Source organism: Saccharothrix longispora, from assembly GCF_031455225.1.
Classification (GTDB): Bacteria; Actinomycetota; Actinomycetes; order Mycobacteriales; family Pseudonocardiaceae; genus Actinosynnema; species Actinosynnema longispora.
This window is the reverse complement of sequence record NZ_JAVDSG010000001.1, coordinates 294,105-312,536: the sequence shown is the minus strand read 5'-3', so window position 1 is coordinate 312,536 and position 18,432 is coordinate 294,105. Positions and strand designations below refer to the sequence as shown.

The 18,432-nt window shown below is 73.5% G+C and carries 16 protein-coding genes and 1 pseudogene; 7 read left to right on the top strand and 10 right to left on the bottom strand.

What is annotated here, in order from left to right; translation table 11 throughout:
* Positions 1 to 73: 73 nt before the first annotated feature.
* Positions 74 to 1,741, bottom strand: coding sequence for a family 43 glycosylhydrolase (locus tag J2S66_RS01300; protein WP_310302670.1), 1,668 nt, complete (start codon positions 1,739 to 1,741; stop codon positions 74 to 76).
* 76 nt (positions 1,742 to 1,817) lie between these two features.
* A complete protein-coding gene (locus J2S66_RS01295; RefSeq protein WP_310302667.1) occupies positions 1,818 to 2,672 on the bottom strand; it encodes a hypothetical protein in 855 nt (284 codons plus the stop codon).
* A gap of 206 nt (positions 2,673 to 2,878) precedes the next feature.
* Between J2S66_RS01295 and J2S66_RS01290 the strand changes: the two genes are divergently transcribed.
* The gene (locus J2S66_RS01290) at positions 2,879 to 3,547 is read left to right on the top strand and encodes a hypothetical protein (protein ID WP_310302665.1); all 669 of its coding nucleotides are present in this window, start codon (positions 2,879 to 2,881) and stop codon (positions 3,545 to 3,547) included.
* A gap of 105 nt (positions 3,548 to 3,652) precedes the next feature.
* Here the strand turns inward: J2S66_RS01290 and J2S66_RS01285 are convergent, their stop codons facing one another.
* Both J2S66_RS01285 and J2S66_RS01280 read right to left on the bottom strand, forming a co-directional pair.
* Positions 3,653 to 4,312, bottom strand: coding sequence for a lytic polysaccharide monooxygenase auxiliary activity family 9 protein (locus tag J2S66_RS01285; RefSeq protein WP_310302662.1), 660 nt, complete (start codon positions 4,310 to 4,312; stop codon positions 3,653 to 3,655).
* 230 nt (positions 4,313 to 4,542) lie between these two features.
* Positions 4,543 to 5,106, bottom strand: a complete 564-nt coding sequence (locus tag J2S66_RS01280) for a VanZ family protein (protein WP_310302659.1) — start codon at positions 5,104 to 5,106, stop codon at positions 4,543 to 4,545.
* A gap of 157 nt (positions 5,107 to 5,263) precedes the next feature.
* Here J2S66_RS01280 and J2S66_RS01275 point away from each other — a divergent pair, with 157 nt between their 5' ends.
* The 4 genes and pseudogenes from J2S66_RS01275 to J2S66_RS37270 form a co-directional block, all read left to right on the top strand.
* On the top strand, positions 5,264 to 6,409 hold the full coding sequence (locus J2S66_RS01275) for a sensor histidine kinase (protein WP_310302656.1): 1,146 nt from the start codon (positions 5,264 to 5,266) through the stop codon (positions 6,407 to 6,409).
* Complete coding sequence (locus J2S66_RS01270) at positions 6,406 to 7,038, top strand: response regulator (protein ID WP_310302653.1); 633 nt, start codon at positions 6,406 to 6,408, stop codon at positions 7,036 to 7,038. Before J2S66_RS01275 ends, J2S66_RS01270 begins: the two co-directional genes overlap by 4 nt.
* 212 nt (positions 7,039 to 7,250) lie before the next feature.
* Positions 7,251 to 8,684 carry an MFS transporter gene (locus tag J2S66_RS01265; RefSeq protein ID WP_310302649.1) on the top strand — a complete coding sequence of 478 codons (1,434 nt, stop codon included), beginning with the start codon at positions 7,251 to 7,253 and terminating at the stop codon, positions 8,682 to 8,684.
* A gap of 234 nt (positions 8,685 to 8,918) precedes the next feature.
* A pseudogene (locus tag J2S66_RS37270) lies at positions 8,919 to 9,056 on the top strand (hypothetical protein); the annotation flags it as partial.
* A gap of 252 nt (positions 9,057 to 9,308) precedes the next feature.
* On the opposite strand, the gene J2S66_RS01255 reads toward J2S66_RS37270, so the two are convergent.
* The 6 genes from J2S66_RS01255 to J2S66_RS01230 form a co-directional block, all read right to left on the bottom strand.
* Complete coding sequence (locus tag J2S66_RS01255; RefSeq protein ID WP_310302643.1) at positions 9,309 to 10,250, bottom strand: ABC transporter permease; 942 nt, start codon at positions 10,248 to 10,250, stop codon at positions 9,309 to 9,311.
* Positions 10,237 to 10,959 (bottom strand): ABC transporter ATP-binding protein, encoded by a 723-nt coding sequence (locus J2S66_RS01250; protein WP_310302640.1) that lies wholly within the window; start codon positions 10,957 to 10,959, stop codon positions 10,237 to 10,239. Before J2S66_RS01250 ends, J2S66_RS01255 begins: the two co-directional genes overlap by 14 nt.
* 80 nt (positions 10,960 to 11,039) lie before the next feature.
* Complete coding sequence (locus J2S66_RS01245; RefSeq protein ID WP_310302637.1) at positions 11,040 to 12,134, bottom strand: ABC transporter substrate-binding protein; 1,095 nt, start codon at positions 12,132 to 12,134, stop codon at positions 11,040 to 11,042.
* Between the two features lie 2 nt (positions 12,135 to 12,136).
* Complete coding sequence (locus J2S66_RS01240; RefSeq protein WP_310302634.1) at positions 12,137 to 13,456, bottom strand: sulfate adenylyltransferase subunit 1; 1,320 nt, start codon at positions 13,454 to 13,456, stop codon at positions 12,137 to 12,139.
* 2 nt (positions 13,457 to 13,458) lie between these two features.
* The gene (gene cysD, locus J2S66_RS01235; RefSeq protein WP_310302631.1) at positions 13,459 to 14,376 is read right to left on the bottom strand and encodes a sulfate adenylyltransferase subunit CysD; all 918 of its coding nucleotides are present in this window, start codon (positions 14,374 to 14,376) and stop codon (positions 13,459 to 13,461) included.
* A gap of 96 nt (positions 14,377 to 14,472) precedes the next feature.
* On the bottom strand, positions 14,473 to 15,171 hold the full coding sequence (locus J2S66_RS01230; protein ID WP_310302628.1) for a phosphoadenylyl-sulfate reductase: 699 nt from the start codon (positions 15,169 to 15,171) through the stop codon (positions 14,473 to 14,475).
* A gap of 327 nt (positions 15,172 to 15,498) precedes the next feature.
* On the opposite strand from J2S66_RS01230, the gene J2S66_RS01225 reads away from it, so the two are divergent.
* Together J2S66_RS01225 and J2S66_RS01220 are read left to right on the top strand one after the other, a co-directional pair.
* Positions 15,499 to 17,178, top strand: a complete 1,680-nt coding sequence (locus tag J2S66_RS01225; RefSeq protein ID WP_310302625.1) for a selenium-binding protein SBP56-related protein — start codon at positions 15,499 to 15,501, stop codon at positions 17,176 to 17,178.
* 26 nt (positions 17,179 to 17,204) lie between these two features.
* The gene (locus tag J2S66_RS01220) at positions 17,205 to 18,428 is read left to right on the top strand and encodes a hypothetical protein (protein WP_310302622.1); all 1,224 of its coding nucleotides are present in this window, start codon (positions 17,205 to 17,207) and stop codon (positions 18,426 to 18,428) included.
* The last annotated feature ends 4 nt before the right edge of the window (positions 18,429 to 18,432 follow it).

The following is an 18,432-nucleotide window of genomic DNA, read 5'->3' as shown; positions in this document are numbered from 1 at the left end:
TCCGTTCGTGGTGCTCGTCGCGTTCAGGTGGCCACGGTGCCACCCATCGCGGACAACCGCGGTCCGCGATCGCTCAGGGGCGGACCACCACCGGGATCGTGACCCGCACGGGCGAGCTGTGGCGCCGTCCGGTGTTGGCCACGTCGCGATAGCCGCCGTCGGCCAGTCGGCGCTGGTAGACCACGGTGAGCCGGGCGGGGCGGTGCGCGGTGACCGTGACCCGGTCGCCCCGCACGACGACGGTGCCCGCGTCGGCGGGCCACAGCTCGGCGCGGACGCGGTTCTGCGGGTTCGCCAGGGCGAACGCCGCGCCGCGGGCACCGGTCGTGTGGACCGCGGTGGTCGCGGAACCGCCCGGGCGAACCCGCAGCACCCGGTCGTCGGCCCGCAGCCGCAGCGGCCCGACGCCGGACGGCAGCGGCTCGTCGGAGGTGGACGCGTCGATCGACAGGTCGTCGCCGAGGTGCAGGCGCGAGGTGTAGAGCGCCCGCGAGGACGTGGTCGACGGCCTCCCGTGGTGCACGTAGTACAGCTCCTCGCCGTCCGGCGAGCCGATGACGCCGCCGTGCCCGGTCGAGTACAGGCCCTTCGCCGGGTCCTGGGACAGCACCGGGTTCGCGGGGCTCTTGCGCCACGGGCCGAGCGGGCCGTCCGCCGTCGCGTGGCCGACGCCGTAGAACTCGTTCTCGTAGTTGTTGGCCGAGTAGGTCAGGTGGTAGCGGGGGTTGCCCTGCCCGTCGACGGTCCTGATCGTGGTCGACCCCTCGGCCCACCGGCGGTCCTTCTTCTCGCCGCCCGACCTCGCGTAGTCGTCCACGTGCGCGTTCTCCCACGCCTGCTTGTCGGAGCCGTAGGCGACGATCGGGACGTAGCCGTCCTTGCGGGTGCCGGCCGGGTCGCCCGGCGCCAGGTTGGTGTCGCGGTAGGCGGGCGCGATGGTCGGCATGGTGCGGCCGGTGGGGTCGTGCCACCAGTCACCGGTCAGCTCGACGGCGTAGATGTTGGACTCCTCGACGTACTTGCCGAGGTCGTCGTCCCACACCCAGTTCCGGTAGGCGTTGCGGGAGAAGTACAGGTACGTGCGACCGTCGGCGTCGAAGAACACGTTCGGGTCGATGTACGGGATGTACGTGCCGAGCGGGGCGGTCCGGCCCTCCGCCTGCGTGGCGGGCGGCTTCTTCTGCTCGGCGTCCATGATCAGGTTGACGTCGTGGTACCCCGGGTCGTACGGGTGGTAGTCGAGCGGCGCCTCGACGATGTCGCGGAACGGCCCGGCCGGCGAGCGCGACACGGCGACGCCCACCTTGCACGGCTCCTCGAAGTCCGCGTAGCGGAAGTGCTCGGCCACGCCGCGGTTCATCCTGGCCGCGTAGAACAGGAAGTACAGGCCGGTCGCCGGGTTGTGGTAGACCTCGGGCGCCCAGAACCAGTCGTGCGCCCAGTCCCCGTCCTGCCCGGCCCGCAACGCGCCACCGGGCAGGTGCTCCCAGGTGGCGAGGTCGGGCGAGCGGTGGACGGCGAAGTGGTGGCCGGGGTCGGCCCCCTCCGTGGAGTAGGCGTAGTAGTACCCGCTCGCGCGGTCGAACAGCACGTGCGGGTCGGCGCCGGGTGTGGTGGCGCCGTTGTAGTACGTCGCATCGGTCGTCCGCACGGGGTGGGCCGGCCGCTGGTCGGCCGAGGCCGGCGCGGGCACGGAGGACAGGGCCGCGATCGCGGCGACGAGCAGGGCGGTGCGTCGCATGTCCGCCATCCTGCTCGTCCCCGGCGGCACCGGCGAGCCGGTCACCGCACCCCCGGGCACCCCGGCCGGAGCGCGCTCAGCCGGCCAGTTCCTCCAGGCCGGGCCGGTCGAGCAGGTCGAGCCGCTGCGCGTCCGGCGGCCCGGAGCGCTTGACCAGGCCCTTGCGCTCCAGGTGCCCCATCGTCTTGCGCAGCCTCTCGGTCACCAGCGAGCCCTTGCCCTTGGCCGCGAACTCGCCCCTCTGCCCGGTGTCCAGGGTCGGGGCGACCACCCTCTTCCACTCGGCCAGCAGCGCGGAGCGCGGCACCGACGTCGCCTCGCCGGCCACCTCCAGGATGATCCCGGCCAGCACGCGCCCGAGGTCGTCCTGCCGGTCCCCGTGGCGCTTGACCAGGTCCTCCACCGACGTGCGCCCCTCGCCGTCGGGCGTGCCCGGCACGTCGAGCGCGGCGAGCCGCTCCCACAGCGCCAGGTCCGCCGCGGTGGGTTCGCCACCGCCGGCGAGCACGGCGGACCGGTGGGCGTCGACGGCGGACCCGAGGACGAGCACCAGGTCCATCAGCTCGTCGCGGACGTCGTCACCGCGCAACCGCCGCACCGCCGCCGCGATCAGCCGGTGGTGCTCGCGCACCAGCGTCTCGAAGTGGGCGGTCTTGGTGGCCCGGGCAGCCTCCTCGGCCGCGTCGCGCTGGTACTCGGCCTGGGTGATCTCGCCGGCGGACGCCCGCGCCCGCGCGGTGGCGCGCTCGGCCGTGCGGTGCGTGCGCGTCGCCGCGATCCGGTCGAGCATCGCCCGCAGCACCCGGTCGGTCTGCTCGACGCGGTCGTCGGAGGCCAGCAGCCGCCACGTCTCCTCGTCGCGGCTGCGCAGCGCGAGGTTGATGAAGCGGTCGGCGGCCTGGTCGTCGTCGGGTTCGTAGGGAAGCGTCACGTGTCGATCCTCGGTAGTGGTGTGGACCCCCGCCGGGACAACCAGGGCCTGGCACAAGGGTGCAGGTCCCGTCCGCGCGCGCCGGCCGCGGGGGTGGGGTGCGCGGCGCGGTGCGGCGGGTGCTACGGCTACGGCCGTTCCACCCCCGGCGCCGGGGGCGATCCCCGATACTCGACCCCACCCGCCACCACCCGGGAGCGAGAACCGTGCAGCGCAGCCTCTCGCGGGTAGCGGTCGCCCTCACCGCGGCCACCGCGACCCTGCTCGTCGTGCCGATCCGGTTCCTGGACGCGGACCAGTACCAGGCGCTGGCCACGGGCGTGCAGGCGCTGGGCGTCACCGTCGCGCTGGTCTTCGGCGCCGGCACGCTCCTCGCGGACACCCACAGCCGCAAGGTCGACCGGGCGTTGGGCCTGCACGCCGAGCTGACCGCGGGCGACGTGCAGGCCGCCCGGGTCCGCCTGCTCGTCCGCCTCCAGGGGACGCGCGCCGAGGGCGGCGTCCAGCCCGTCACGCTCGACCGGCTGCGCACCGACGACGGGTTCGCCGCCTACGCCGCCCCGGAGCGCGGCAGGCCGCTCCGGGACGCCAACGTGGTGCTGCGGTACTTCGAGCGCGTCAACGCGGCGCGGGTGGCGGGCGTCGTCGACGTCCCGCTGCTGCACGAGCTGATCGGCGTCCACGTCCTCTGGTGGGACCGGGCGATCGCCCGCGACGAGGGCGAGCCCCTGCGCGGCGGCCTGGCGGAACTGGCCGCGTGGGTCGACCGGCACAGCCGCACCAAGGCCCGGGACGCGCACTACCTGACGAGTTGGGCGAGGTACCTGGAGCGCGACTTCGGCGGACCGACCGGGGACCCCGCCGCGCTGCCGTGAGCCGACCGGGGCCCGCGCACGGCACCCCGGGACACGACCAGCCCGGCGCCGGTACCGCCGACGCCGGGCTGGTCACTTCCGCCGTGCTGGGCCGGAGCCCGGTTCTCAGCCGAAGTTCACGTCACTGCACCACATGTACGCCTGATCGAGGTGCGAGGCCTGCCAGATCGTGAACACGACGTGGTGCCCCCGGTAGGAGCCGTTGGTCTGGACGTTGAACTTGATGTCCTTGGCCGGGGCGAACCTGCCGGTCGTGGTGACGAGGTCCAGGTTGCCCCAACCGAGGCTCTGGGTGGTCGGGTCGAAGCCCTGCTTGCTGACGTAGACCCGGAAGTAGTCGGCACCGTGGCTGGCCTGGTCGTACAGGTGCATCTGGAAGCTGCTGCCGACGCTGGTGGTCCGCCACCTGCCGGGGGTGTTCAGGGCGTTGTTGCGCGACAGGGCGTTGCTGCACAGCTGCCCGTTGGGGGTCGCGCCCTGGAAGTTCCCCCGGAGCCCGTCCCGCAGCGCGCTCATCCAGTTCCACATGGTGTCGGCGTTGGCCTGGAAAGCCTGGTAGCACATGGGGTCCTGCTGCTGCATGGCAGGGTTCGTGTGCTGGCTGCCCCAGGCTTGCCAACACTGGTAGGCGCGGGTGGCGGGACCGACGATGGTGCCGTGCGCCGAGGCCGTCGGCACCGTGATGAACAGACCGACCACCGTGCTGGCGATCAGCGCGATGATGCCCCGCCTGACGACGGACCTGGAGGTACTGCGCATACGCATGGAATGAGCCTCCACTCTTCGGGTGATTGAGCGGCGGTGATCAATTCTGGGAGCGCTCCCAGATGAATCGCAAGCGTATCCGTCACTGAACGAAACTTCAACGAAACATTGAGTGATGGTTGCGATCCGTGCCGAACCACCCGCCGCCGACCTCCCTCACGGGGCCGTTGACCTGCCCCTACCCGGAACGCGGGCCGGCGCGGCGACGCCGGCCGCCGCGCCGCCCGGGCTCAGGCGGGCGCCGCACCAGGCAGCGCGACGCGCCGCAACGCCGGCAGGGACCTGCCCAGCAGGTACCCGAGCACCCCGCCCAGCACGTTCGCGAGGAGGTCGTTGACGTCGACGCTGCGCCCGCTCCCCGCCACGACGTAGACCAGCAGCTGCGCCACCTCGATCGACGCGCTGAGCGCCAGCGACCACACCACCACCCGCCCCGCGCCCGCCGCCCGCGCCGACACCAGCGGCAGCAGCACGCCGAACGGCACCGGCATCACCACGTTCAGCGCGAACGACGGCAGGTCCGCGGTGAGCAGCGGGACCCAGTTGACCTGCGTATACCAGGCCGCCCGGTCGGCGTACGCACCCCACTGCACGTCGACGGGGAACAGCGTGAAGTGCACGACCCCCGCGACGTACGCCCCGACCACCGCCCGGAGCACCAGGTGGCGCCCCGTCCACCCCGGCCGGCCGCGCACCGCGCGCGTCACGAGCACCGCGCCCCACAGCGCGAGAGCGGGAACGAGCACGTACCACGACTCGATCCCGACACCCGCGTAACCGACGTCATCCCACACCTGCGACACCTCCTGGTCGAATCCCGGCGCCAGGGTGCGCCGGGGCGCGCCACCCGGACCTCCCCCCTCCGGCGGGTCCCGCCCACCCGCCTCCTCCTTTCGGCAGACCTCCTCCCGAGGGATTCGGCGACCACGCCCCGGTCCCTACGCTGGCCGGGTGCGGTCCTTCCTCCGAGCGGCGGTCCCCCGGCTGGCCGCCGCGTGCGCGCTCGCGGCCCTGGGCCTGGTCGACCTGTGGCTGGGCGAGTTCAGCGGTCAGGGCGGTGTGCGCCTGCCGTGGGCCGTGGCGGCGGTGGCGGTGGCCCTGTGCGCCGACCGGCCCGGCCCGCGAGGTCTGCCCGTGCTCGCGGTGGCGCAGGCCGCGGGCGCGGCCGGCGCGTGGTGGGCGACCAGGCACGACCAGACGGCGGGAATGCCCTTCACCCTGTCCGCCACCGCCGCCCTGCTGGGCGTGCTCGGCCTGCTGACGTGGCGCGGGGACCCCCGGTGGACCGCCGTCACCGCCCCCGTCCTGGCGGTGTCCGTCCTGGTGCAGCCACTGCGGGGCGACGGGGACGACCTGCGCACGGCGGTGGGCGTGCTGGTGCTGGTGCTCGGCGTCGCGCTCGCCGCGACAGCCGGCCTCGCGGCACGCCTGACCGCCGCGGCCCGGACCCGGCAACTGGAGCGCGCCCGCGCCGCCCAGCGCGCCGAGTTCGCCCGCGACCTGCACGACTTCGTGGCCCACCACGTCACCGGGATCGTGGTGCACGCCCAGGGCGCGGCGGCGGTCGCCGGCCGCGACCCCGAACTGGTGCTGCCCGCCCTCCGGGAGATCGAGCGGGCGGGCACCGAGGCGGTCGACGCCATGCGCCGCGCGGTGGGCCTGTTGCGCGACGACGACCGGGCGCCCGGGCTCGCCGAGGTGCCGGCCCTGGTGGAACGCTTCCGCCGCACGTCGGGCCTCCCCGGTGGCCTGGACCTGCTCGGCCCGTTCGCCGACGTGCACCCCACCGCCTCCACGGCGGCCTACCGCGTGGTGATGGAGGCGCTGACCAACGCGCGCGAGCACGCGCGCGGCGCCACCGCCGTCGACGTGGCGCTCCACCGCACCGCGAACGGCATCGCGATCCGCGTGACCGACGACGGCCGGTCCGTTCCCGGCCACCCCGTTCCAGGCAGGCCGGGCGGCTTCGGCCTGCGCGGCCTGCGCGAACGCGTCGCCGCGGCGGGTGGCACCCTGTCCGCGGGCCCGGCCCCGCACGGCGGCTGGGTGGTCGAGGCCGGCCTGCCGGTCGGGGCCGGAGTCGGGGAGGAAGCGTGACGACCACCGTCCTCATCGCCGACGACCAGGCGATGGTCCGCACCGGCTTCCGCATGATCCTGTCCGCCGAACCGGACATCGAGGTGGTGGGCGAGGCCGTCGACGGCGTGGAGGCCGTGGCCCTGGCTCGGGACCTGGCGCCGGACGTGGTGCTGATGGACATCCGGATGCCCCGCCTGGACGGCCTGGGGGCGCTGCGCCGGATCAGCGGCCCGAAGGTCGTCGTCGTCACCACGTTCGACGACGACGACCACGTGCGCGAAGCCCTGCGCCACGGGGCGTCCGGTTTCGTGCTGAAGACCTCCGGCGCGGCCCTCCTGGTGGAGGCGATCCGGGCCGCCGCCTCGGGCGAGGCCCTGGTGAGCCCGGCGATCACCGTGCGCCTGCTCCGGGAACTGGCGGGCCGCCGCCGGGAACCCCGCGCCGTGCCGCTGTCACCGAGGGAGCTGGACGTGGTCCTCCTGGTGGCGCGCGGGCGCACGAACGCCGAGGTCGCGCACACCCTGCACGTCACGGTCGGCACGGTGAAGACGCACTTGGCGGCGGTCCAGGCGAAGCTGGGCGCCCGCAACCGCGTCGAGATCGCCGCCTGGGCGTGGGAGTCCGGCCTCCTCGACGCCCGGGACTGACCCGGCGCGGGTCGACCCCCAGCGGTCGCCGGAGCCACCGCGTGGACGGGCCGTCGGGCTCGGTTCGACGGTTCGCGAAGCCCACGGGCCGATAACGACCGCAAATGCCTCTGTTGACAGAGGCATTCGTCTGCCCGGAAGATGGACCGACCAGTCCGGGACTGATCGGTCCACTAAAGGTGGGTCGACGTCCCACACGAGCGGAGCTGATCATGACCGAGCCGTCCCCAGCGGCCTCGCCACCCATTTCCCACGACCCGAAACCGCCGGTCGGCACGACAGTGGTGAAGAACCTGCCGCTGCTGCTGGCGGTCGTCTGCGCGGTCCAGTTCCTCGACGCGATGGACATCGCGTCCATGGGCCCGGCCCTCCCCCTGGTCCAGGACGACCTGGCCATGTCGCCCGCGGCGCTCCAGTGGGTGGTCAGCGCCTACGCGCTCGGCTTCGGCGGGTTCCTGCTCCTGGGCGGCCGGCTCGCGGACGTCTACAACCGCAAGAAGCTGCTCATCGGCTGGCTGGTCGTGTTCATCGTGGCCAGCGTCGTCGGCGGGTTCGCCGACAACGGTCTCCTGCTGGTCGTCGCGCGCCTGGCCAAGGGCATCAGCGCCGGCATCACCGCACCGGTCGCCATGGCCGTGCTCCTGGACGCCTTCCGCGAACCGAGCGCCCGCAACCGGGCGCTGGGCACGTTCCTCGCGGTCGCGTCGGCCGGCTACTCGCTGGGCCTGGTGCTCGGCGGCCTGCTGTCCAGCATCTCGTGGCGGCTGACCATGTTCATGCCGGCCCTGGTCGGCCTCATCGTCGCCGTGCTCGCGGGCGCCGTGATCCCCGGTCGCCAGGAGGCGTCGCAGCGCCAGCGCATGGACGTGCTGGGCGCGGTCCTGGTGACCGCGGGTGCCGTCGCCCTGGTGTACGGGCTCAGCCGGGCCGCCACCAGCGGGTGGGGGGACTGGGTCACCCTCGCCTCGCTCGCCGCCGCGGTCGTGCTGTTCCCGCTGTTCGCCGCGGTCGAGCGCAACCACCCCGCACCGCTGATCCCGCTGGGCATCTTCCGGCGGCCCCAGCTGACCCGGGCGAACATCTGCATGCTGTTCTTCGGCGCCTACGTCGCGTTCCAGTTCGTGCTCACCCTGTACTACCAGGTCGAGCTGGGCTGGTCGCCGCTCCAGGCGGGCCTCGCGTTCCTGGTGGGCGGCGTGCTCACGGCGGGCACCGCCCGCTACGGCGCGGTCCTGGTGACCAAGCACGGCCCGTGGCCGATCGCGTCCATCGGCCTGATCATGATGTGCGTCGGCTACCTGGCGTGGGTGCTGCTGATCGGCACCGTCGACCCGCTGATCCTGCTGGCGGTCCAGCAGCTGCTCGGTGGTCTCGGCTTCGCCGCGGTCTACCCGGCGCTCAACATCGCCGCCGTCGGCAACGCCGCCGAGAACGAGCAGGGCCTCGCGTCCGGCCTGTTCAACGCGGGCGCGCAGATCGGCAACGGCATCGTGGTCGCGATCACCGCCACCGTCCTCACGGTGGTCACGACCAGCGCGGTGGGCAGCTACCGGGCGGGCCTGTGGGTCGTGACCATCACGACGATCGTCGTCACGCTGCTGGCCCTCGCGGGTGCGGTCACCTACCGCAAGAAGGCAGCCGCCTGAGCCACGCCTCCACACGGAGGACTCCCTGCCGCGTAGTGCGAACAACCCCTCCCCGGTGGAGCAACCCACCACGGTTCGCACTACGCGGCTCTTCCACGTCCACGTCCCCTTCCACGGCCACGGCCGCGGAAGGGACGAGCATGGGGCCGCCGCCGATGCTCGTCGCGCACGGCAGCCGCGACCCGCGACACGCGGCCACCGTCGCCGCCATCGCCGACCGGGTCAGCGCCCCGCGTGGACACCCTGGCCGGCGGCGGGACCGCGGAGGTCGTCGCCGTGCCGCTGCCGCCGACCCGCGCGTTTCACGCCGAGGTCGACCTGCCCGCGCTGCTGCGCGACCACGCGTCCGAGGGGGTGGTGGTCCGCCGGTTCGCCGTCCTCGGCCCGTCCCGCCTGCTCGTGCGCGCCCTGGAGCGCAGGCTCGCCGAGGCGGGTGTGCCGGAGGACGCCGTCCGGGCGTTGCGCGCGGACGGCGTGCGGCAGGTGGCGGTGGCCCGCTGCGTGATCTGCCCGGGACGGCTGTCCGACCGCATCGAGCGGGGCGCGGCGGACACGCGGACGTCGTGGCGGCCGAACCGGGCGACGCACCGGAGCTGGTGCGGCTGGTGCTCGACCGCTACGGGGCTACGACGCGGCCCCCGCACCGGGGCGCCGGAACCACGTCGTCCGGCAGTTCTCCCCTTCCTGGAGCAGACCGCGGTTCCGCAGCACCACCCGTTCCAGGGGGCAGAAGATGAGCAGGTCGATGGCGATGCCGACGACCAGGATCAGGATGATGGCCAGGAAGATGCCGGCCATGTCGGCGTTGTTGCGGCCGTTGTCCAGCAGCTGGCCGAGGCCGACGCCCAGATCGGGCGAGGAGGCGATGATCTCCGCCGCCATCAGCGAGCGCCACGAGAACGCCCAGCCCTGCTTGAGCCCCGCCACGTAGGCGGGCAGCGCGGCGGGCAGCACGACGTGCCGGATGCTCTGGACGCCCCGGATGCCGATCGCCTGGCCCGCGCGCAGGTACAGCGGCGGGATCTGGTCGATGCCCGCGATCAGGCCGTTGGCGACCGACGGCACCGCGCCCAGCAGGATCACCGCGTACATCATGGTGTCGTTGAGCCCGAGCCAGATCACCGCGGGCGGCACCCACGCGATGGACGGCAGCGACTGGAGCCCGGACAGCACCGGTCTGACCGCCGAGCGGATCAGCGCCACGCGCGCGACCAGCAGCCCCAGCGGGGTGCCGATGGCCAGCGCGAGCAGGAAGCCGGACAGGCCGCGGGACACGCTGGTCCAGCCGATGTGCAGCAGCTCGCCGCGCAGCCACAGCTCCCGCGCGCTGGCCCAGACGTCCAGCGGCGCGGGCAGCTTGTAGTCGTCGGTGACCCGCGCCCAGACCAGGACCTGCCAGACGAGCAGGATCAGCAGGAGCGCCAGCACGGGCGGGAACACCTTGCGCCGCAGCACGTCGCCCAGCGGCGCCCGTCGCGCGGTCTGCGACTCCAGCGCGTCCAGCCCCGCCTCCAGGCGGGCCAGGTCGTCGACGCCGCCCCCGTCCCGGTGGTCAGGTCCTGCCATGCCGTCGGATCTCACTGCGCAGCACCTCGGTTATCTCGACCGACAGGCTCGCCACCGCGGGGTCCTCGCCGCGACGCGGGTGGGGGATGTCGACGCGCCACTCGCGGGCGATCCGACCGGGGCGGGAGGACATCAGCACCACCCGCTGGGCCAGTCGCACCGCCTCGCGCACGTTGTGCGTCACGAACAGCACGGACAGCCCGGTCTCCCGCCAGAGGCGGGTCAACTCCTCGTGCAGCACGTCCCGGGTGATCGCGTCCAGCGCGGCGAACGGCTCGTCCATCAGCAGCAGGCGGCAGTCCTGCGCCAGCGCGCGGGCGAGCGCGACGCGCTGCCGCATCCCGCCCGACAGCTCGTGCACCCTCTTGCCGTGCGCGCCCGTGAGCCGGACGACCTCCAGCAGGCGCTCCGCCTCGGCCCGGCGCTCGGCCTTGCCCAGCCCGCGCAGCCGCAGCACCAGCTCGATGTTGCGGCCCGCGGTGAGCCACGGGAACAGCGCGTGCTCCTGGAACATCAGCGCGGTCCGGTCGCCGCCGGTGTCGATGGTCCCGGCCGAGGGCCGGTCCAGCCCCGCGATCAGGTTGAGCAGGGTGGACTTGCCGCAGCCGGACGCGCCGAGCAGCGTGACGAACTGGCCCGCTTCGACGTCCAGGTCGACGCCGTCCAGCACGGCGGTCGCCCCGTCGCCGGCGCGGAAGGACTTCGACACGTTCCGCACCCGGACCTGGTACGCCGGGGGCGCGAGGGCGGGCGGTGCGCCGGGGGCCGCCGGACGCGGCTTCGCCGAGGTCACTTCGCCCCCAGTCCGGAGTCGGTGACCGCGGGTCTGCCCGCGGCCCGCAGGACGTCGTTGAGCAGGCTCAGGTCGTACAGGCCGCGCAGGTCCGGCGGCTCGATCAGGCCGACGTGCGCGGCGTGCCCGGCCTGGGTCTCCAGGGTCGAGGCCAGCGGGTCGTCGGTGAACTCGACGGATTCCCAGGCGCGGTCGATCACCTCGGCGGGCAGCGCCTTGCCGGTCAGCCGCCGCAGCGCGCCGTTGACGGACTCCTTGGCCGGCCCCGGGTTGGCGTTGATCCACGCGTTGGCCGCGACGGAGCCGCGCAGCACGGCGGCCACGACGTCCCGGTGCTCGGCGAGGAAGCGCTGCGACACCACGACGTTCGTGGTGGCGAACTCCCCGTCCGGCCACAGGTCCGACTCCTCCAGCAGCACCTTGCCGCCCTCGGCCACCAGCTTCGCCGCGGTCGGCTCCGGCGCCCACGCGCCGTCGATCGCGCCCGTCCGGTAGGCGCTGGGCATCTCCGCGTTGTCGGTGCGCACCACCGAGACGTCGCCCCGGCCGCTGCGCGCGTCGACCCGCAGCCCCTGCTCCGCGAGCCAGGTGAGCAGGGCGACGTCCTGGGTGTTGCCGAGCTGCGGCGAGGCGATCCTCCTGCCCCTGAGGTCCTGCGCGGACGCGATCTCCGGGCGGACCACCAGCCGCACCCCGCCGGACGCGGCCCCCGAGATCACCCGCAGGTTCACGCCGCCCGCCCGCGCGTAGCCGTTGACGATCGGCGACGGGCCGATCCAGCCGATGTCGACGGCGTTCGCGTTCAACGCCTCGATGAGCGACGGCCCGGCGTTGAACACCACGTCCGCCACCCCGGTGCCGCCCAGCTCCTTGGCGAAGAACCCGTCGCGCACGCCGACCAGCGGGGTCGCGTGGGTGACGTTGGGCAGGTGGCCGATGCGGACCTCGTCGACGGACAGCTTCGGACCGCTCGCCGCGACCGGGGTGGGGTCGGCGTCCCGCAGGGAACCGTAGCCGCAGCCGGCCAGCACCAGCGCGGCGAGCACCACGGCGGCGTGCCGGGCGCGGGCCGCCAGGGCGGTGACCGCCATCCTCACCAGCCCCAATCGGGCAGGCCGTCGGCCCGCGGCGCGGACCGGACCATGCCCGCGGTCAGCGTGGCGCCGTCGGACGGGTCGATCAGCAGGAACGAGCCGGTGGACCGGCAGTCGGCGTAGGCGTCGACGGCCAGCGGCTCGGCGGTGCGCAGCGCCAGCCGGCCGATCTCGTTGACCGCCAACCGGTCCGCGGGCCGCCCGCCCTCGCCCGCCCACCTGGCGGCGTCCTCCACGCCCGGCTGGACCTCGATGCCCTCGACGATCGCCTTGACCGTGCGGGTGGTGGTCCGCAGCAGCACCCGGTCGCCCACCACGAGCGGCCGGGCCGCGACGTGGCACGCCATCGCGTCGACCGCCCGGGTCGGCGTCGGCGCGCTGTCGGCCGGCGCGATGAGGTCGCCGCGCGCCACGTCCAGGTCGTCCGCCAGCCGGATGGTCACCGACTGCCTCGCCCACGCCGCCGGCACGCTGTCGCCCAGGGCGTCGATGCCGGTGATGGTGGACGTGGTGCCGGCGGGCAGCACGGTGACCCGGTCGCCGACCCGCAGCACGCCGGACGCCACCTGGCCCGCGTAGCCGCGGTAGTGGGCGTGCGCCGAGCCGCGCGGCCGGATCACGTACTGCACCGGGAACCGGCCGGGGAACGACGCCGGGTCGTGGCTGACCGGCACCGACTCCAGGTGCTCCAGCACGGTGGGGCCGTCGTACCACGGCATCCGGGCGGAGGGCTCCACCACGTTGTCACCGGTCAGCGCGGCGATCGGGATCTCGGTGACCCGGGGCAGGCCCAGGGTGTCGGTGTAGGCGTTGAACTGGTCGGCGATCTCGCGGAACCTGCGCTCCGACCAGTCGACGAGGTCCATCTTGTTCACCGCGAGCGTCACGTGCGGCACGCGCAGCAGCGCCGTGATGGCCGCGTGCCTGCGGGTCTGCTCGACCACGCCGTGCCGGGCGTCCACCAGGATGATCGCCAACTCGGCGGTGGACGCGCCGGTGGCCATGTTCCGGGTGTACTGCACGTGTCCCGGGGTGTCGGCGAGGATGAACCGGCGGCGGGGCGTGGCGAAGTAGCGGTAGGCCACATCGATGGTGATGCCCTGCTCGCGCTCGTCGCGCAGCCCGTCGGTCAGCAGCGCCAGGTCGATGCCCTCGCCGCCCCGGTCCCGGGAGACCTGGTCCACCGACGCCAGTTGGTCCGCCGGCACCGATTTCGAGTCGTGCAGCAGCCGCCCCACCAGGGTGGACTTGCCGTCGTCCACGCTGCCCGCGGTGGCGAACCGGAGGAGGGTGGTCGTCGTCGTGCCGGGTGTCACCATGGCTAGAAGTACCCTTCGCGTTTGCGGTCCTCCATCGCGGACTCCGACAGCCGGTCGTCGAACCGGGTCGCGCCGCGCTCGGTCAGCCGGGACGCGGTCAGCTCGGCGACCACGGCGGCCGGGTCGGTCGCGTCGGACTCGACCGCGCCGGTGCACGACATGTCGCCGATCGTGCGGTAGCGCACCATCCGGGTCTCCACGGGCTCGTCCGCCCGCGGGCCGCCCCAGTCACCCGGCGCCAACCACATCCCGTCCCGCCGGAACACCTCGCGCCGGTGGGCGTAGTACAGGTCCGGCAGCTCGATGTGCTCGCGGTGGATGTACTGCCACACGTCCAGCTCGGTCCAGTTCGACAGCGGGAACACCCGGACGTGCTCGCCCGGCGCGTGCCTGCCGTTGTAGAGCTGCCACAGCTCCGGGCGCTGCCGCCGCGGGTCCCACTGGGAGAACTCGTCGCGCAGCGAGAACACCCGTTCCTTGGCCCGCGCCTTCTCCTCGTCGCGCCGGCCGCCGCCGAACACCGCGTCGAAGCGGTGCTGCCGGATCGCGTCGTTGAGGGGCAGCGTCTGGAGGGAGTTGCGGGTGCCGTCCGGCCTCTCGTGCAGCACGCCGCGGTCGATGTACTGCTGCACCGAGACGACGTGCAGCTTGAGCCCGCACTCGGCCACGACGCGGTCCCGGTAGTGCAGCACCTCGGCGAAGTTGTGCCCGGTGTCCACGTGCATCAGCGTGAGCGGCGGCGGCGCCGGGGCGAAGGCCTTGAGCGCCAGGCGCAGCATCAGCACGGAGTCCTTGCCGCCGGAGAACAGCAGCACCGGCCGCTCGAACTCGCCCGCCACCTCGCGGAAGATGTAGACCGCCTCGGATTCGAGGGCGTCGAGGTGGGTCAGGGCGTAGGGGTCGTCTGTCCACTCGCTCACCGCTGCCGCCGTCGTCACACCGTGTCCTCTGTGGTGGTAGGGATGTTGACCGGCCGGAGGGCTGTCGGCCGTGGTGCTCCCGGGACGCGCCCGGCGTCAGGTGTGCAGGCCGCACTCCGTCTTGCCCAGGCCGGCCCACCGGCCCGCGCGGGCGTGCTCGCCCGGTTGCACCTGGCGGGTGCAGGGCGCGCAGCCGACGGTGGGGTAACCGGCCGCCAGCAACGGGTTGAGCAGCACGCCGTGCTCCGCGGCGTACGAGTCCACATCGGACTGCGTCCACCGGGCCAGCGGCGAGATCTTCACCATGTCCCGCTTGGCGTCCCAGCCGACGACGGGCGTGTCGGCGCGCGTCGGCGAGTCCTCGCGGCGCAGGCCGGTGACCCAGGCGTCGTAGCCCGCCAGCCCCCGGTCCAGCGGCTCCACCTTGCGCAGGGCGCAGCACAGGTCGGGATCGCGGTCGTGCAGCTTCGGCCCGTACCGCGCGTCCTGCTCGGCGACGCTCTGGAGGGGCAGCATGTTGACGACGGTCACGTCCATGAAGTCCGCGACGGCGTCACGGGTGCCGATGGTCTCGGCGAAGTGGTAGCCGGTGTCCAGGAAGAGCACGTCGATCCCGGGGGCGACCCTGGACGCCAGGTGCACGAGCACCGTGTCCGCCATCGACGAGGCGACGCACAGCCGCTCGCCGAAAGTGGACGCGGCCCACTCCAGAACCTCCTCGGCCGACGCCTCCGCCAAGCGCCGATCCGCCTGGCCGGCCAACTCGGCGAGATCGGGAGTGCTGCTGCGAGTCATTGTTCCGAACCACCTCCCACAGCCGAACCCCGCGATGGAGCGGTAGTTCGGGGAACGTTTTTCGAACAAAGGTGCCCGGTGTCAACGACATTAGCAGGACCGGCGGACACCGGGCTGACAGCGCGCTGATTCGCATTGCGCGGGCCCGCACCACGACGTATCAGCAGGAAGTCAGCGACTATCTGCGACAGTACCGCGGGAAGGTGTGCGAATGCGCATACCCAGACACCGCGGGATCACCGTCCGTCTCCCGAAAGAGCGGGTACAAGTGTGAGGCTCCTCAATTTCCGACAAAGCCCGGCAGCGAGGGCGCTGGGGCTTGTTTCAGTGTTTGCGACGGCCGCCGCGCTGCTCACCGGCGCCAATCCGGTCGGCAGTGACACGGTCAAGTGGACGACCAGCTTCAAGGGTTCCGACGGAACCACCTACACCGCCACCAACCACCTCCTCCCGGCGGCCCGGGGCGATGGTCGGCAATGGCTGCTCGCCTGGACGGGGCCCGCGAAGCAGCCGGCGCCGGACTTCCTGGCGGTCATCGACGCCACGCCCAAGTCGCGCACCTACGGCAAGGTCGTCAACACCGTCACGGTCGGCCCCGGCATGGGCAACGAGCCGCACCACATGCAGTACGTGTGGCACAAGGGCGACAACATCTACGCCGGCGGCATCATGTCCGACACGACGTTCGTCTTCGACTCGAAGGCGCTGCCCGCGCTGCGCCTGGTCGGCGTGAACACGCCGATGGACACGCCGTGCGGCACCCTGCCGGACGCGTACCAGACGCTCAGCGACGGCACCGCCTACGCGACCTACATGGGCGGCCCGAACGTCGCCGGCCCGTGCACCTACACCAACGGCGAGGTGCGGATCGGCAACGGCGCGGGCGGTTCGCCCGGTGACATCGTGCTGATCGGCAAGGACGGCCGCACGCTGGCCGAGATCCCGGCGGCGACCAAGGAGGGCGAGGACCCGGCGCAGTGCGGCAACGTGCCGGCCCTGCCCCAGTCCAGCTGCGCCAACCCGCACGGCATCGCGGTCCGCGAGGACCTCAACGTGATGGTGGCCAGCGACTTCGCCGAGGCGCGGAACTTCATGACGCCGGACTCGCCGCTGCGCGAGGAGCTGGCCCGGCAGACCGTGCGGGTCTTCGACATCACCAACCGCAGCAACCCGACGCTGCGCTCGGTGTCGAAGGTCAGCGACGGCCCGCGCTCCGTCCTCGAGGAGAAGGCGTTCTTCAAGGAGTCGCGCGTGGTCATGGAGGTCGCGATGACCAACCGGCCCGGGAACAAGGGCGCGTTCGTGTCCTCCATGGCCGGTGGCGCGGTCTTCTACACGCCGGACATCACCGCGCCCGCGCCGCAGTGGCGCGAGGTCTTCGACGACACGACCGCGTACAAGAAGTTCCACCCGGACGGCTCGGTCACCGGTGGCGGCGACAACTCCAGCTGGCTCGCGGTCAGCCCGGACGACCGCTTCCTGTTCCACGCGGTGATGGGCCAGTCCACCCCGTACGGCAAGCCGCTCGACAAGACCACCGGCATGGTCTACGTGCTGGACATCCGCAAGCTGCTCGGCTCGGGCGACCGGGTCCGGTGCAGCGTCGACGAGCTGCGCGAGGTCTACGCGGGCGGCTCCGAGCGCGACTGCCCCGAGCTGACCGCGGTGGTGCCGATCCGCGACACCACCGACGGCGGCCCGCACTGGGGCGCGATGGACAACTTCGAGCGCGACCACCGGGGCATGTACCGGGAGACGCAGCAGGTCAAGCGCCTCGCGCTGTCCAACTACTTCGTCGCCGGCTCCTTCGGCGGCGGCGGTGACCACCGGATCTGCATGTTCGACCTGAACCGGGCGGGCAAGGTAAACCTGGACAAGTCGTTCCGCGACGAGCGGACCGGCCAGCCCTGCGTGAGCTTCAACCGCACCTCGTGGCCGCACGGCGACTACGGCGACAGCCAGCCGCACGGCGTCCTGTTCGCGGTCAGCGACGGGAACCTCAGGTGAGTGGATCGGTCCCAACCCAGGTGTCCGTGCTGATCGCTCAGCACGGGCACCTGGACCGGTCGGTGGCGGCCGGCGACAAGGCGGCGGTCATCGCGATGATCGTCGCCGGCCTCGCGGCCGTCGCCGCCGCGGGGATCGTCCTGCTCGGCCGCGAGTTGCCCCGCGGGCGGTTCTTCACCGCGCTGGCGGCCTCGCTGGCGGTGACGACCGCCTCCCTGCTGGTCAGCGTCACCCGGGCCGAGGACTCCGGGCTCTTCCCCGACGCCGGCGCGCCTCGGCTCGACGCGCTCGCGCTGGGCGAGCAGCAGGTGCCGGTCCTCGTGGTGCCGAACCGGCCGGGGTTCAACCTCGTCGCGGTCGGCGCGCCGGACGCGGGCGCGGGCACCGACCGCGACCGCCTCACCGCGGGCGAGCGGCGTCCGGGCAGCGAGCACACCTGGGTCGCCGTCGACCTCCCGGCGGGTCCCAGCAAGCTCTGGGTGTCGGCGGGCGGTGCGACCGGCGCGCTGGACGTCGACACCGGCGCCGACGCCGCCACCGCGCAGGAGGCGCTGCGCGGCCCGGACGGCCCCGAGTGCGCCAGCGCCGTCGTGGGCGCGCTGCTCGCCGACGGTGACGCCGTGCCGGGCGCCTGCCCGTCCGACGGCCTGTCCGAGGCGGACGCCGAGGCGCTGCGCTCGACGGTGGACTTCCTGGCCGGCCGCGGCGAGCGGAGCCTCGCGCTGGTGTCCGACGAGTCGCCGCGCGGTGTCGCGGCCGCCGCCGAGGTGCGTTCGGCGGCGCAGCGGGCGGGGCTCTCCGTCACCGCGCCGGACGGCACGAACCGACCGCTCGTCGTCGTCGCCGGCTGGGCGGGCGCGGAGGCCGTCGTGCGCGACGTGGACACGGGCGCGGTCGTGGCGCAGAGCACCTACCTGGCGCCGTGGCTGCTCTCCTCCGCCCTGCTGCGGCGGGCCAGCGGCCAGCAGATCCCGCTGCGGTACCCACCGCGCGACCCGGCCGCCACCGACTACCTGGCCGCGCTGGCCGACCGGGTGCCGGGCGAGGCGCCGAGCGCGGCCGGCTACCTGGCCTGGCACCAGGCGCGCGGCCGGTCGGTCGCGGCGGACCCGGTGCGCCTCTACGCGGTCGCGGGCGCGCCCTACATGCCCGGCATGGGCGGCGCGACCGCGCACGAACACGGTTCGACCCCCGACTGGTTGCCCGGCGGCCTGATCATCCCGGTGACCGGGCCGCTGCCCGAGAGGTGAGAGG

Excerpts from the sequence above, each read along its gene's own strand:
- J2S66_RS01245 (WP_310302637.1), bottom strand. The coding sequence starts at position 12,134 with ATGGCGGTCACCGCCCTGGCGGCCCGCGCCCGGCACGCCGCCGTGGTG.
- J2S66_RS01300 (WP_310302670.1), bottom strand. The coding sequence starts at position 1,741 with ATGCGACGCACCGCCCTGCTCGTCGCCGCGATCGCGGCCCTGTCCTCC.
- J2S66_RS01285 (WP_310302662.1), bottom strand. The coding sequence starts at position 4,312 with ATGCGTATGCGCAGTACCTCCAGGTCCGTCGTCAGGCGGGGCATCATC.
- J2S66_RS01240 (WP_310302634.1), bottom strand. The coding sequence starts at position 13,456 with ATGGTGACACCCGGCACGACGACGACCACCCTCCTCCGGTTCGCCACC.
- J2S66_RS01230 (WP_310302628.1), bottom strand. The coding sequence starts at position 15,171 with ATGACTCGCAGCAGCACTCCCGATCTCGCCGAGTTGGCCGGCCAGGCG.
- J2S66_RS01265 (WP_310302649.1), top strand. The coding sequence starts at position 7,251 with ATGACCGAGCCGTCCCCAGCGGCCTCGCCACCCATTTCCCACGACCCG.
- J2S66_RS01255 (WP_310302643.1), bottom strand. The coding sequence starts at position 10,250 with ATGGCAGGACCTGACCACCGGGACGGGGGCGGCGTCGACGACCTGGCC.